Raw genomic sequence first — 14,856 nt, 5'->3', positions numbered from 1 at the left:
CGCGTCCCGGCCCCGGTCGCGCTTGCGCCGGAGGGGCGCGTCAACGCAGGTCGGGGTCGTGAAGCGGCGTCCCGGGCGCCCCGGTCGTGCGAGACTCGCACCATGAATGCGATGCGGCTCACAGGCTCCGCGCCCTCCCTGCGCGGCCACTCCACCCCTCCCCACTCCTCCCTCCCCTGGCACGACCTGCCCCACGTCGCCGTCGAGACCTGCGTCGAGAACGTCGAGGGCGTGCGCCTGTCCGCGCGCGCCGGCGCCGACCGCGCCGAGCTCTGCGACAACCTCGGCGCTCACGGCACGACGCCGTCGACCGGCGCCGTCGAGGCCGCGATCTTCGCCGCCGCGGAGGAGGTCGCCGAGCACCGCGCCGTGGCCGGCCCCCGGTGGTTCGAGGCCCCCGGCGCCGCGCCCTTCGGTCTGCGCGTCATGATCCGTCCCCGCGGCGGCTCCTTCGTCTTCGACAACGACGAGGGCCGCGCCATGGTCGCGGACGTGCGTCGCATCGCCGCCCTCGCCCGCGAGATGAGCGAGTTCACCCGTCCGCAGCCCACGGCCGGCGCCCGCGGCAGCCTGCCGCCCGCCGTCGAGATCGGCTTCGTCGTCGGCGTCCTCACCGAGGAGCACGTCGTCGACCGCGGCCTGCTCCGTCTCCTCATCGACCAGGCCGACGGCGCGCCCATGACCTTCAACAAGGCGATCGACGAGACCCGCGACCTCGTCGAGGCCTACGGCGACCTGGGCGGCCTCGGCGTCGAGTACGTCCTCACGTCCGGCGGCGCGCCCACGGCCCTGGAGGGCGCCGACGTCCTCCGCGGTCTGGTCTCCACAGGCGGCCCGCGCGTCATCGCCTCCGGGACGGTGCGCCCCGAGAACGCCGAAGAGGTCGTGCGGCGCTCCGGCGTCCGCGAGATCCACCTGCGCTGCTCCCGGAAGGACTCCGTGCCGGGCGAGTCGCAGCGGACCGACGAGGCGATGGTGCGCGAGGTCGTCGGCCTCGCGCGCTCCCTGCCGCTGCACGCCGAGGAGGGCTGAGGGGCTCGCCCCTGGCCGACCGGACCTCCCCGGACGACTCCGGCGCCGTCGGCGTCGTGCTCGTCCGGGGAGGTCCTGCTCGTCCCGTCCGCGTGCGTCAGCGCACGCGGGCGCCGGTCTCAGCCCTCGTGCCGGGCGTCGTTCTCGGCGCGGACGCGGTGGGCGGCGTCGACGAGGTGCCGCAGGGACTCCACGGTCTCCTCGTAGGCGCGGGTCTTGAGCCCGCAGTCCGGGTTGGCCCACAGGCGCTCGATGCCGAGGGCCGCGACGGCGCGCTCGAGGAGCTCGGCGCACTCGTCGGTCGACGGCACGCGCGGCGAGTGGATGTCCCAGACGCCGGGCCCGAGCTGCCTCTCGAAGCCGTGCTCCGCGACGGCGGGCAGGATGTCCATCCGCGAGCGCGAGGCCTCGATCGAGGTGACGTCCGCGTCGAGGTGGTCGACGGCGTCGATGACCACGTCGAACTCGGAGTAGCACAGGTGCGTGTGGACCTGGGTGGCGGGAGCGGCGCCGCCGGTCGCCAGCCGGAAGGAGCCGACGGACCAGGTCAGGTAGGACTCGCGGTCCGCCAGCCGCAGTGGCAGGGTCTCGCGGATGGCCGGCTCGTCGACCTGGATGATGCCGATGCCCGCGGACTCGAGGTCCGCGACCTCCTCGCGCAGGGCGAGGCCGAGCTCGTCGGCGACGAGGGAGCGCGGGACGTCGTCGCGCACGAAGGACCACGCCATGATCGTCACCGGACCGGTGAGCATCCCCTTGACGGGCTTGTCGGTGAGCGACTGCGCGTACTGGGACCAGGCGACCGTCATCGGGGCCGGGCGGGCGACGTCCCCCCACAGGATCGAGGGCCGGGTGCAGCGCGAGCCGTAGGACTGGACCCAGCCGTGCTGGGTGGTGACGAAACCGTCGAGGAGCTCGGCGAAGTACTGGACCATGTCGTTGCGCTCGGCCTCGCCGTGGACGAGGACGTCGAGCCCGAGCTCCTCCTGGAGCCGGACGACCCGCTCGATCTCGGCGTGCATCGCCTGCTCGTAGCCGGCGTCATCGAGCTCGCCGCGGCGGTGGGCGGCGCGGTCCCGGCGGATCTCGGCCGTCTGCGGGAAGGAGCCGATCGTCGTCGTCGGCAGGAGTGGCAGATGGAACCGCTCGGTCTGGGCGGCGCGGCGCTCCTCGTAGGGGGCGCGCGTGCGGTCGGCGCCGGTGAGGGCGGCGACGGCGTCGCGAACCCCGGCGCGCGCGACGCCGGGGTGGGCGGCGCGCTCAGCGCGCAGTCGGGCGTCCTCGGCGAGCTCCTCGGCGACGGCGTCACGGCCCTCGGCGAGGCCGCGGGCGAGGACCTGGACCTCGGCGACCTTCTGGTCGGCGAAGGCGAGCCAGGAGCGGATCGCCGGGTCGAGGTCCGTCTCGCGCTCGACGTCGTGCGGGACGTGCTGGAGGGAGGTGGAGGTGCCGACGCTCAGGCGCGCGTCCTCGGGGAGGCGCTCGCGCAGCGACTCGAGGGCGGTGAGGGCGGCGTCGAGGTCGGTGCGCCACACGTTGCGGCCGGAGACGACACCGGCGACGACGCTGCGCCCGGCGAGGCCCGCCAGGTCCTCGGCGCTCGGCAGGCCGCCGGCGACGAGGTCGAGGGCGACGCCGTCGACACCGGTGGAAGCCAGGACCGGCAGAGCGTCGCCGAGCGAGCCGTAGCTCCCGGCGACGAGCACCTGGGGGCGCTCCGTGATGGCGGCGACCCAGGTGTAGACGTCGTGGACGAGGCGGAGGACCTCCTCGCGGGGCAGCGACCAGGCGTCGGAGACGAGGGCTGGCTCGTCGAACTGGACCCACTCGGCGCCGGCGGCCCAGAGGTCGGCGAGGAGGTGCCCGTAGGCGGCGAGCAGGTCGGCAAGGCGGTCGGTGAGGGCGAAGCCGTCGGCGGCGGCGTCGGAGGGCTTGGCGAGCAGGAGGTAGGTGACGGGCCCGACGACAACGGGGCGCGGGACCTGCTCACCGGCGCGCGCGGCCTCGAGGACCTGGGCGACGGGGCCGTCGGCGGGGTCGACGGCGCCGAAGCCGGGGACGTAGTCGAGGACGGTGCGCTCATCGATCTCGGGAACGAGGTAGTGGTAGTTCGAGTCGAGCCACTTGGTCATCTCGAGGGCGGCGTCCTCGCCGCGGCCGCGGGCGACCGTGAAGTAGCCGTCCAACGAGGTGCCGGGGTAGTCGCCGGAGCTCCCGTCGGCCGACAGGGCGCCGCCGCGCAGGTCGGCGAAGCGCTCGGGCAAAGCGCCGAAGGCGGTGGTGACCTGGAGGACCTGGTCGTAGTAGGTGAAGTCGGCAGGGACCGCGCTGGCCCCGGTGAGGCCGAGGGAGCGCAGGCGGGCGCGGGTGGCGGTCCGCAGCTCGGCGGCGGCCCGGCGCAGGCCCGCCTCGTCCAGGCGTCCGCGCCAGTGGGCCTCGACGGCCCGCTTGAGCTCGCGGTCGGGCCCGATGCGCGGGTAGCCGAGGATGGTGGCGTCGGGCAGCGGGGCGGTGGGGACGGTGTCGGTGGGGCCGCCGGCGCGCAGGCCCGGGCGGGCGGCGGCGTCGGTGGTCGAGGTGGTGCTGGTGGGGGCGGTCATGGGTCTCCTCGTGGTACGGGCGGAAGGTGGTCTCGGGGACGCGCTGCACGGTGCGGGAGCGCGGTGCCGCGCCGGGGCGGCGCGGCTGCGGCGTCGGGCTGGTCCGACCGGGGGCGGGGGCGCCCCGCGGACCTCAGGCCCGCGTCGCCACCGGCATTCGGCCGGTGCGCAGCGGGGACGAGCCCGGCGTCGCGTTGAGGTAGGCGCGCCGGACCTCGCTCTGAGTGCGGGTGTCCGGGGCGGCTCCGTCGAGGATCCGCCCGAGCCGGAGCTGGGAGATGACGTCGAGGGCGGGCCTGGTGCGGTTGAAGGTGTAGAGGTGGACTCCCGGGGCCCCGCCCTCGAGCACCGCCGTGGCCAGGCGGAGCGTGGCGTCGATGCCGGTCGAGACGGTCCCCGCCCCGTGCGCGCTCTCGAGCGCGTCGCGCAGCTCCTCGGGGACGGGGACCCCGGACAGGGCCTCGAGGCGGGTGAGGCGGCGCAGGTCCGTCAGGGGGATGATGCCGGGCAGGATCGGCAGCGCGACGCCGCAGTAGCGGGCGGCGCGGGAGAGCGCGAGGTAGTCCTCGGCGTCGTAGAAGACCTGGGTGATGGCGGAGTCGGCGCCGGCGGCCTGCTTGGCGGCGAGCACCTCGACCTCGCGCCCGTGGTCGATCGCGGCGGGGTAGGCGGCCACGGCGACGTGGACGTGGCGCTCGCCGTCGCCGAAGTACTCCGCCTCGACCTCGCGGATGACGGCGACGAGCTCGTCCGCGTGCCGCAGCTCGCCGACGACGTCGTCGGCGTCGACGCCGCGGGGCGGGTCTCCGCGCAGGGCGAGGAAGCGGCGCACGCCCATGTCGAGGAAGATCCGGACGATCTCGACGACGTTGGCCTTCCGGTAGCCGATGCAGGTGAGGTGGGCCATGAGGGGCACGTCGGAGGTGGCCAGGACGTGGGCGACGACGTCCTCGGACGGGTTGTGCTCGCGCTTGACGTGGACGCGGGTGACGGCGCGGGCGCGCTCGTCCGCGTCGGCGGGCCGGGTGGGCGCCTCCGCGCGCGGGGCACCGCCCACGGTCGTGATGAAGGTCGGCCGGTAGGTGACGGAGGCGAAGTCCGGCCCGGTGGCGAGGAGCCGGTCGAGCGCGCCCCAGGTCTGGGAGGCGTGGGGGCCGGGACGGGGCGGGAAGAGCTCGAGCGAGAGGCTGGGGCGGTCGGGAGAGGGGGCGCCGGGGGCAGTGCCCTCGGGCGTGGAAGGGTGGATCACGGTGTCACTCCATCGATCCTGGCGGAAGCACCCTCGCAGGGTTGCTGCGACGTCGACGAGCCAGGTCTCTCGGTCGCTCTGGATGGAACCGGGGCCGACCGTAACCCCTGTCTTCACACCACGACGCACCTGACCGAACCGCGAGAAACCAATCGGAAGGGCGGTTCACGCTGGCAGCGCAATCGTCTTACGGACCCGTCATGCCCGTGACCTGCCGCTTGACCCGTCATAGGTTGGTGTCATGACCGAGTTGCGCATCGATACCACCCGCGGCGTCTCGCTCGCGGCCACGATGCTGCTGCCCGACGGCGCCGACCCCGTCGACCTCGAGGCCGTCGACGCCCTCCTAGCCGCCGGATCGCCGGTCCCGCACCGCCGCGAGGGCGTCGTCATCCTCTGCCACGACTTCCTCACCGACCGTCACGGGCTGTCGCACCGTCTCGACCTCATCTCCGCGGCCTACCGCGAGGCGGGTCTGGCCACGCTCCAGTTCGACTTCTCGGGTCTGGGCGACTCGGAGGACGACGTCATCACGCTGGCGGGCGAGGTCGAGGACCTCCAGGCCGTCTCCGGCTGGCTCGACGAGCACGGCTGGCGCCGTCAGGCGGTCCACGCCAACGGCTTCGGCGCGACCGCCGCCCTGCTCGCCCGCCCGGAGCGGGTGCTCACCGCGGTTCTCGTCGGCGCCGTCGTCGGACCGCAGTCGATCCTGTGGGAGAACGTCTTCTCCCCGGACCAGCTCGACGAGCTCGACAGGCACGGGCTCACGCGCCTGGTCGACGACAACCCGAACGCGCGCGAGTGGAACGTCCTGTCCAAGCAGACGCTCGCCGACGTCTCCCTCCAGAAGGTCGAGACGACGATGAAGGACCTGCCCTGGCAGGTGCTCATGCTGCACGGAGCGCTCACGGACGAGTTCCCGGACACCGCCTCGGCCGCCGCGGAGGGCTTCGCGCTGCTGCGCGACGGCTCGAGGCTCGTGCAGGTGCACGCCGACGACGTCGACGCCGCCCAGGCGGAGGTCGCCCGGCTCGGCACGGCCTGGGTCGCCCAGCGCCTCCGCTGAGCCGCACCCGTCCACTCACCCCCCTCCCCTCCCCCTCGCCGAGATCGGGACGTGTTGACCTCGAGATCGGGCGGTTATCCACAGCTCCCGGCTTGACGGTGACGATGTCCCGACCTCAGGATCAGGATGTCCCGATCTCGCGGTCAGCGGGGGCTGACGACGGCGACGACGGCGCGGTGGTCCGATCCCTCGACGTCGAGGACCTTCGAGGACTGGGGCAGCCACGTCGTCCGGTTGACGATGACGTGGTCGATCGTGGCGCCGAGCAGCGCCGTGCGAGAGGACGCGGGCCAGGTGGCCAGGCCCCCGGTCCCGGTCGCCGAGGCGACGTCGGAGCAGCCGTCGAGGTCGCGCATGGGCTCGTGGTCGAGCGTGGCGTTGAAGTCGCCGGCGACGATCGTCGCGCTGCCCTGCTTCGTGCACTGCGCCGCGGCGGCGCTCACGGAGGACAGCCAGCCGGCGCGGGTCCCGTCCCCGGCGGGGGCGACGGTGTGGATCCCGACGATGGTGGGCCGGGTGCGCCCGTTGAGCGCGGCGCCGCCGACCGGGGCGAGAACGAGGTTCCCGGCGCCGAGGCCCGCCGGGCGATCGGCGCGCTCGTAGTCGCCCAGGCCCGTGGAGACGAGGACCGTCGTCGCGACCGTGTCCGAGCCGAGGGCGCTCGGGTCCGTCACGGTCGTCGGGTCGATGCCGGAGGTCGTGTCCCCGATCGAGCTGAAGACGCGGAAGCGGTAGCCGTCCTGGGCCAGGAGCTGGGCGAGGCGGACGCCGTAGGAGGCGTCAGTCTCCGGCAGCACGACGACGTCGGCGCCGGTCCCGCGCACGGAGACGCCGAGGTCGACGAGGCCGGCCTGCGACTTGTAGGTGTTGAAGGAGTAGACGGTGACCTCCCCGTCCCAGGAGGCGGAGTCCGTGGCGACGTCGCGTTCGGGGAGGGCTCCGTGGAGGTCGAGGCCGCGCTGGTCGAGGGCCCAGAGGTGCATGCCGGCGACGATGACGAGGACGATGCCGACGACGCTCGTGCGCTGGCCTCCCTCCCGGCGCACCGTGCGCACGACGGCCGCCACGGTGACGATGACGCCGAGGACGGCGAGCCCGAGCGCCATGACGCTGCGCAGGGCGATGACCTGGGTGAGGGGGTAGATCTCCGAGAGGGCGAGGCGGGGAGCGAGGAGGTCGGGCCAGAGGCTGATGACGGCGAGGGCGGACAGGACGAGGGCGAGGAACCAGCCGGTGCCGCGGCGCAGGCGCTGCCACACCGTGGGGCGCGGGGCGGGTGCGGCCTCCTTGAGGTCGAGGAGCGGCTCGGTGCCGTCGTCGTGGGCGCTCATGGGGACATGCTGGCCCGCGGCACGTGTCAGCGGGATGACCGCGACCGGTGCGGCGCGTGCCGGCCGAATCGTAGATGCACTCCCCAGTACTTCACTACTGCGAAAGGCATAACAAAGTGTTAGCCATCGAATTTTCGCTGCCGCAACCCGCTAACTTCCCTATCGATAAGCTATCCTATCGATCATGTCGTCGTTTTCTTACCGCCCCCGCGCCATCGAACAGACCCTGTCCCTGCGCGCTAACAACCAGGTCGTGATCCTTGAAGGGCGGCGCGCCGTCGGCAAGTCCTCCCTCGCTCGTCACCTTCAGCACGAAGGTGTCTACGCCTCGTACGAGACCTTGACCGACCCCAGCACACGTCGACAGGCCGAAGCTGATCCTGCAGGCTGGCTAGAGGGGCTCAGCCTCCCAGCCGTCATTGACGAGGCACAGGTCGTTCCCGAGGTCAGCATCGCCGCCAAGGACCTCGTCGACCAGCTCCCAGAAGGACACCACCTCCTCCTCACCGGCTCCGCCTCAGTCGGGCGGGGCACCATGGCAGGCAGCGACCCCTTAGCTGGTCGTTCATCGCGACTCCGGCTACACCCTTTCAGCTCAGTCGAGCTCACCACTCCAGCAGGTCAGCCCGTTCCGAGTTTCGTCGACCTCTGCTTCGACGGAGTGCTCCACCCGGGCGACGTCGAGCCAACACCGCGCACTACGATCATTCAAGCCCTCCGGACCGGAGGGGTCCCCTCGTACGCCCTGCCGTCACTCCCCCTGGACACGCGAGCGCTCTACGCCAGGATCACATCCGACCATCTCGCCATCTTGGGCGACCAGGTCCTCCCCTCGGACGGGCGCGTCGACGCCGGCCTCGCACTCAGAGTCCTCGACGACGTCCTGCGCACGCCAGGCGGGATCCTCAACTACACGCGCGTCGCCCAAGACCTCGCGATCGACACAGGGACGGCACGCCGATACGTCGATGTCCTTCGACGACGCTTTCTCGTGCACGAGCTACCGAACCTCCGTGCCGGAGCTTCACGGACGACCAAGCATCCACCCAAGATCCACCCCGTGGACACGTCGAGCTCGTGCGAGTCGCTCGACCGGGCTGGACATAACGTGGGCGCCGAAACCGAGCTCCTCGGCCAGGTGCTCGAGAGCTGGGTCGTCAACCAGATTGTTGCAGCACAGGACTGGGCGAGCCTACGAACGGAAGCCTTCTACTGGAGGGACGCCAAGTCCCAGAGAGAGGTCGACCTCGTCCTCCGGGACGACCGCGATCGTCGTGTCGGCTTCGAGGTCAAGCTCGCCTCATCGGTGTCTCCGTCTGACCTTCGAGGGCTGCGGGCCGCCCGTGAGCACGGCGGATTGGAACGCGGCTTCGTCGTCTACACCGGCAGCACACTCAAGCAACTTGGCGACAACATCTGGGCCCTACCCATGTCCGCTCTGATACGCGCCACAACATTGGAGACCATCATGACACCACCATCTGCACCAGCGAGCCCCAAGACCACCCCAGCCTCACAGGAACTACCAAGCCCAGCCGCACCGCACCGCGAAGCCCCCGTCTCACCCGCACCACTGGAGCGCCCTAGGGTCTTCTTGAGCTACGTGCACGACGACGACGAGTATCTTGACGGGCTCCTGACCGCCTTCGCACGGCAGGTCGAGAGCGCGTGCAGGTTCCTCGGCAGTCCGATCGAACTCTTTATCGACCATGACGCGCTGGGGTGGGGGGAACGGTGGCAGGAGCGCTTGGACCGTGAGGTCGCGAGCACTGCCTTCCTCCTTGCCATGGTGACGCCTCAGTACGTCCGGTCAGCGGCGTGCCAGCGCGAGTTCACGACCTTCAGGACGACGACGAGCGCGGCCGGGTACGACGGCCTCCTCACGCTCCTCGTGCTCGACCCGGTGTGGGATGAGCCCGACCTCGCGGGTAACGCCGTCGTCACACAGATGCGCGAGGAGATCGCCGCTCACCAGTGGCTGGAGGCAGACACGCCTCTCTACGAGCTCGTGCCGGGTTCTCCGGCCTTCCGCGCCACAGCGGAGAAGGTGGCTCGCGCCCTTGCGAGTCGGGTCCGCGCACTGAGCGACGAGGCTCCAAGAACGGATGAGGTCTCGTCGCCCGAGACCCAGGAGGACGACTCGCCTGCGCAGACCGACCTCGTGACGACAATGGAAAATCTCCAGGGGCCCGACATGCGAGCGCTCCAGGCGAGTGCTGACGCCTTCGCCTCCACCTCCGATGCGTTCATGGAACGCTTCAAGGAGGCGATCCAATCCATTCCGCAGAACGGGGTCTCAAGCGCGGCACTGACCTCGGCGGCGCATCGGATCGAGCCGAGCCGCCGCGCCGCCGACAGCGCAGCGGACCAACTGTCAAACGCGTGGGCGCAACTTGACGAGGACCTCACGCGAGCGGTGACCCTGACCCGCGTCGCTCAGGATCCAGGACTGACCGCGGCGATGCTGGAGGCCGTGTCAGCCGTCGCGGGCTCTGTCAAGCTAGGCGAGCTCGACGCCCAGATCCCGGTGCTCGACGTGCAGATCGGGCAACTCTCCGTCCTCTCCCGCTCCCTCCGCCCCGCCGCGGCAACCATGCGGAAGATGCTCAACACCGTCCAGTCAATGCGCCAGTCGGCGGAGACATGGAGCCACAACCTCTCCGCCTGATCGACGCCGCATCCTTCCCCGGGCAACCGTGGGGGAGAATGGGCAGCCGTATGAGCAACGAGACGAGCACCGAGACGCACACGGACGCCGCGGACGACCGCCGCACCGACGAGCACCGCGGCAGCGCCCGGGGACGCCGGTCCGGCCACGACGGGCGCAAGGGCCGCTCCGAACGCGGGCGCCGTTCGGGCCGCCGCGAGTGGTCGGGCTTCTCCGAGGAGCAGCTCGCCGAGCGCGCCGCGAGCGTCCCCGCGCTCGTCTACCCCGAGGAGCTCCCGGTCTCCTCGCGCCGTCAGGAGATCGCCGACGCGATCCGCGACAACCAGGTCGTCATCGTCGCGGGCGAGACCGGCTCGGGAAAGACGACCCAGCTGCCGAAGATCTGCCTGGGGCTCGGCCGGGGCGTCACCGGGATGATCGGGCACACCCAGCCCCGCCGCATCGCCGCCCGGAGCGTGGCCGAGCGCATCGCGAGCGAGCTGGGCACCCCGATCGGGCGCGACGGCGTCGTCGGCTACCAGGTCCGCTTCACCGAGGAGACGGGCCCGAACACCCTCGTCAAGCTCATGACGGACGGCATCCTGCTCGCGGAGATCCAGTCCGACCCGATGCTGCGCCGCTACGACACGATCATCGTGGACGAGGCCCACGAGCGCAGCCTCAACATCGACTTCATCCTGGGCTACCTGGCGCGGCTCCTCCCCCAGCGCCCCGACCTCAAGGTCATCATCACCTCCGCGACGATCGACTCCGAGCGCTTCGCCGAGCACTTCGGCCACCCGGTCTCCCGCGGCGCTGAGTCGGGCGCCGCGTCCGGCGCGGCCCCCGAGGGCCCGGGCGAGAGCGCTCCCGCCGACAGCGGCGCCCTCACCGGCTGGGCGCCGGCCCCCGTCATCGAGGTCTCCGGGCGCACCTACCCCGTCGAGATCCGCTACCGCCCGCTCGATCCCGACGACGGCGAGGACGTCCCCTCCGGCGCAGGCGGCGCCTCCGCCTCATCCGCGGAGCCCCGCGAGCGCACCCACGGCACCGCCCCGGCGGGCGAGCTCACCGACGACGAGCTCGAGGCCCTCACCTCCCCGGACCCGGCCGTCCGGGCCGCCGCCCGCGCCCGCCGCGAGCAGGTCCGCTCGCGTGCTGACAGCCTGTCCTCACGTGACACGGCCTCACTCGCCCCGCGCAACCAGGGCGCCCACGGCAAGGGCCACGGTCGCTCCGGCTCCACCGGTCCCCAGGACGAGCCGCACGACCAGGTCACCGGGATCCTCGACGCCTGCGACGAGCTCATGGCCGCCGGACCGGGTGACATCCTCGTCTTCCTCGCCGGCGAGCGGGACATCCGCGACACCGAGTCCGCGCTCATCGACCACCTCGGTCCCCGCTACAGCCCGGACGGCCGGGCCCGCAGCGTCGGCGCCGTCGAGGTCGTCCCCCTGTACTCGCGCCTGTCCGCCGCCGAGCAGCACCGCGTCTTCGAGCACCACAGCGTGCGCCGCATCGTGCTCGCCACGAACGTCGCCGAGACCTCGCTGACGGTCCCCGGGATCCGGTACGTCGTCGACCCGGGCCTTGCCCGCATCTCGCGCTACTCCAACCGCACGAAGGTCCAGCGCCTCCCCATCGAGCCCGTGAGCCAGGCCAGCGCCAACCAGCGCGCCGGCCGCTGCGGCCGCGTCGCCGACGGCATCGCCATCCGCCTCTACTCGGAGCCGGACTACCTCTCCCGCCCCGAGTACACCGAGCCGGAGATCCTGCGCACCTCGCTCGCGAGCGTCATCCTGCAGATGGCGAGCCTCGGGCTGGGCGCCGTCGAGGACTTCCCCTTCATCGACTCCCCCGACCCGCGGGCCGTGCGCGACGGCGTCCAGCTCCTCACGGAGATCGGCGCCATCGAGCCGGACTCGGGGCGTCGGCGCGCCTCCCGCGACGACGACGAGCCGGAGTCCCGCGGCTCCCACTCCTCGCGCCGGGGTCCGCGCCTCACGCAGGTCGGCCGCCGCCTGGCGCGCCTGCCCATCGACCCGCGACTGGGCCGCATGCTCCTCGAGGCGGGCGAGCTCGGCTGCGCGGGCGAGGTCATGGTCATCGTCGCCGCCCTGTCCATCCAGGACGTCCGCGAGCGCCCGGCCGACAAGCAGGAGCAGGCCGACGCCATGCACCGCCGCTTCGCCGACGTGACGAGCGACTTCCTCACCTACTTGAACCTCTGGCGCTACCTGCGCACCCAGCAGCGCGAGCTCTCCGGCTCGGCCTTCCGCCGCATGTGCAAGGCGGAGTTCCTCCACTACCTGCGCGTGCGGGAGTGGCAGGACGTGCACCAGCAGCTGCGCCAGCTGGCCCGTCCGCTGGGCCTGGACGCCTCCCCCGTCGAGCTGCCGACGGCGCGCTCCATCCGCGCCGCGGGCGAGGCGCTCGAGCCCGGCTCGCACGCGGCGCAGATCGCCCACGGGGACGTCGCGGCCGCCGTCGTCGCGCTCGGCCGCAGCGCTGACACCCCGGACGCCGACGCGATCCACCGCTCCCTGCTCGTCGGGCTCCTGTCCAACGTCGGCTCCTGGGACGAGCGGCGCCGCGAGTACGCCGGCGCCCGCGGCACGAAGTTCATCATCTGGCCGGGCTCGGGCCTGCGCAGGAAGACCTACGACTGGGTCATGACCGCCGAGCTCGTCGAGACGAGCCGCCTCTTCGCCCGCACGGTGGCGAAGGTGGACCCGCGCTGGGTGGAGGAGACGGCCCAGCGCGCGGGCCTGCTCAAGCGCGTCTACGGCGAGCCCTACTGGTCGACCAAGCCCGGCGCCGCGATGGTTCACGAGAAGGTCCTCCTCTACGGGATGACGCTCGCCGCGGACCGCCCGGCGACGCTCGCCTCCGTGGGCACGCCCGCGGCCCGCGAGGTCGCCCGGGAGATGTTCATCCGCTCGGCGCTCGTCGAGGGCGACTGGCACTCTCGCCACGGCTTCCTCGAGCGCAACCGCGACCTCGTCGAGGAGCTCTCCGACGTCGAGTCCCGCCGCCGCGAGCACGGCCTGCTCGCCGGCGACGAGGCCCTCTTCCGCTTCTACGACGAGCGCCTCCCCGAGGAGGTCACCGGCGCGAACGACTTCGACGCCTGGTGGAAGCGGGAGAAGGGCCGCCGCCCCGACCTGTTCGACTACACGCGCGAGCTGCTGCTGCCGGGCGGGGACGACGCTGACGGCTACCCGGACACGTGGGTCCAGGGCGACCTCACCCTCGGCCTCGAGTACGTCTTCGAGCCGGGCCGTCACGACGACGGCGTGAGCGTCCAGGTGCCCGTCGAGGTCCTGGGGCGTCTGCAGCCGGGTGGCTTCGACTGGCTCGTGCCCGGGATGCGCCCCGAGCTCGTCGTCGGCGCGATCCGGTCGCTCCCCAAGCGGGTGCGCCGCCAGCTCGTGCCCGCTCCCGACGTCGGCGCCCAGGTGTGGGCGGCGATGCGCGAGGAGTACCCGACGCCGGAGGGCGCCTCCGCCCCGGCCGTCCCCTTCCAGGAGGCCTTCGCGGCGACGGTGCGCCGTCTCAAGGACGTCGAGGTCACCGACGCCGACTGGGCGAAGCTCGAGGCGCGCCTGCCCGACCACCTGCGCGTCTCCTTCGCGGCGCTGGACGCCCGCGGCCGGGAGATCGGCCGCGGCAAGGACCTCGTCGCCCTGCAGAAGCGCCTGTCCGGTCGCACCGAGCAGGCGGTGCGCTCCGCCGTCAAGGGCGCGCTCGCCCAGGCGATGCAGGAGGCCCAGGACCGCGAGAGCAGCCGTGCCAAGAAGCGCGGGAGGAAGGGCCGGAAGGGCCGCGCAGGTCGATCCGACGACGCCGCGCAGGTCCGTCAGGGCGGCCGCGACGGGGCCTCCTCCGCGACCCCGGGCAGCGTCCCGGGCGCCGGCGTCGACGTCTCCGGGCGCAGCGGCGGGATCCGCAAGGGACTGGCCGAGCGCAAGGGCCTCACGGACTGGCCGAGCAAGGTGCCCGGGCTGCTCGAGCCGGAGGGCTCGACGATCCCCGCGACCGTGGAGTCCACGGGGACGGCAGGGCTGGTCGTGCGCGGCTACCCGACACTCGTCGCCGCCTCGGCGCGCACCGCGGACCTCACGATCCTCCCGGACGCGACCGCGCAGCACCGCTCGCACGGCGCCGGCGTCACGGCGCTGGCACTCGCGCGCACCTTCCTGGCGACGGGCCGGGTGACGAGCCGGTGGAACGCGACGGAGTCCCTGGCGCTGGCCGCCAGCCCGTACAGGTCGACGGACGCCCTCGTCGAGGACGTCGAGCTGGCCGCCGCTCGCGTCGTCGCGGCCCGCTGGGCGGCCTCCTCGGGGCAGCCGCTCGCGGAGGTGCGCGACCGCGGCGTCTTCGGCGAGCTCGTCACCGCCATGCGCGCCGAGCTCGAGGACGAGGTCTACGCCGTCGCCCGGACGGTCGCCAAGACCCTCGCCGCGCAGCGGGAGGTGGAGCGGGCCGTCGGCGCGCACACGAGCCTCGCGCTGCTGTCCGCGCTGCAGGAGGTCCGAGAGCACGTCGCGGTCCTCGTCCACCCGGGCTTCGTCTCGGAGACTCCCGCGGGCGAGCTCGCCCACCTGCCGCGGTACCTGCGGGCGCTGGCGATGCGGGTCGAGAAGGCGGAGTCCTCGCCGAGCCAGGACGCTGCCCTCGCCTACCAGGTGCGCGAGGCCGAGGCGGCGCTGGACAAGGCGCGCACCCGCGCCGCCGCCCTGCCCGCGGACGAGGAGCGGGAGGCGGTCCTGGAGGACGCGCGCTGGCTCATCGAGGAGCTCCGAGTGAGCCTCTTCGCGCAGACCCTCGGGACGAGCCGCAAGGTGAGCCCCCAGCGGGTCAACAAGCTCCTCGCCAAGGTCTGAGGCGCCCCGCCGCCCGGGGGCGGTGACCGCTCGCGTCGCGCC

General features: G+C 72.8%; 7 protein-coding genes and 1 riboswitch. Of the genes, 4 read left to right on the top strand and 3 right to left on the bottom strand.

The features are described 5' to 3' along the window. The first annotated feature begins 111 nt into the window (after nucleotides 1-111). A complete protein-coding gene (locus AXF14_RS05845; RefSeq protein WP_211260165.1) occupies nucleotides 112-1,032 on the top strand; it encodes a copper homeostasis protein CutC in 921 nt (306 codons plus the stop codon). 119 nt (nucleotides 1,033-1,151) lie between these two features. On the opposite strand, the gene metE is transcribed toward AXF14_RS05845, so the two are convergent. Then, nucleotides 1,152-3,632 carry a 5-methyltetrahydropteroyltriglutamate--homocysteine S-methyltransferase gene (gene metE, locus AXF14_RS05840; protein WP_084355394.1) on the bottom strand — a complete coding sequence of 827 codons (2,481 nt, stop codon included), beginning with the start codon at nucleotides 3,630-3,632 and terminating at the stop codon, nucleotides 1,152-1,154. Nucleotides 3,633-3,765: 133 nt separating this feature from the next. After that, nucleotides 3,766-4,878 (bottom strand): methylenetetrahydrofolate reductase, encoded by a 1,113-nt coding sequence (locus AXF14_RS05835; RefSeq protein ID WP_169798279.1) that lies wholly within the window; start codon nucleotides 4,876-4,878, stop codon nucleotides 3,766-3,768. A 9-nt stretch (nucleotides 4,879-4,887) separates the two neighbouring features. Beyond that, nucleotides 4,888-4,970: riboswitch (SAM riboswitch) on the bottom strand. Nucleotides 4,971-5,122: 152 nt separating this feature from the next. On the opposite strand from AXF14_RS05835, the gene AXF14_RS05830 reads away from it, so the two are divergent. Next, the gene (locus AXF14_RS05830) at nucleotides 5,123-5,947 is read left to right on the top strand and encodes an alpha/beta hydrolase (RefSeq protein WP_067941610.1); all 825 of its coding nucleotides are present in this window, start codon (nucleotides 5,123-5,125) and stop codon (nucleotides 5,945-5,947) included. A 143-nt stretch (nucleotides 5,948-6,090) separates the two neighbouring features. Here the strand turns inward: AXF14_RS05830 and AXF14_RS05825 are convergent, their stop codons facing one another. Further along, entirely contained in the window at nucleotides 6,091-7,278 is a 1,188-nt protein-coding gene (locus AXF14_RS05825) for an endonuclease/exonuclease/phosphatase family protein (RefSeq protein ID WP_067941609.1), read from the bottom strand. 184 nt (nucleotides 7,279-7,462) lie between these two features. Here AXF14_RS05825 and AXF14_RS05820 point away from each other — a divergent pair, with 184 nt between their 5' ends. Together AXF14_RS05820 and AXF14_RS05815 are read left to right on the top strand one after the other, a co-directional pair. Then, nucleotides 7,463-9,946, top strand: a complete 2,484-nt coding sequence (locus tag AXF14_RS05820) for a DUF4143 domain-containing protein (RefSeq protein ID WP_084355393.1) — start codon at nucleotides 7,463-7,465, stop codon at nucleotides 9,944-9,946. A gap of 50 nt (nucleotides 9,947-9,996) precedes the next feature. Then, on the top strand, nucleotides 9,997-14,814 hold the full coding sequence (locus AXF14_RS05815; protein WP_084355392.1) for a DUF3418 domain-containing protein: 4,818 nt from the start codon (nucleotides 9,997-9,999) through the stop codon (nucleotides 14,812-14,814). Nucleotides 14,815-14,856 lie beyond the last annotated feature (42 nt).

Source organism: Actinomyces radicidentis, from assembly GCF_001553565.1.
Lineage (GTDB): Bacteria > Actinomycetota > Actinomycetes > Actinomycetales > Actinomycetaceae > Actinomyces > Actinomyces radicidentis.
Note: the sequence above shows the minus strand (reverse complement) of the source record. Positions and strands in the feature narration are given on the sequence as shown.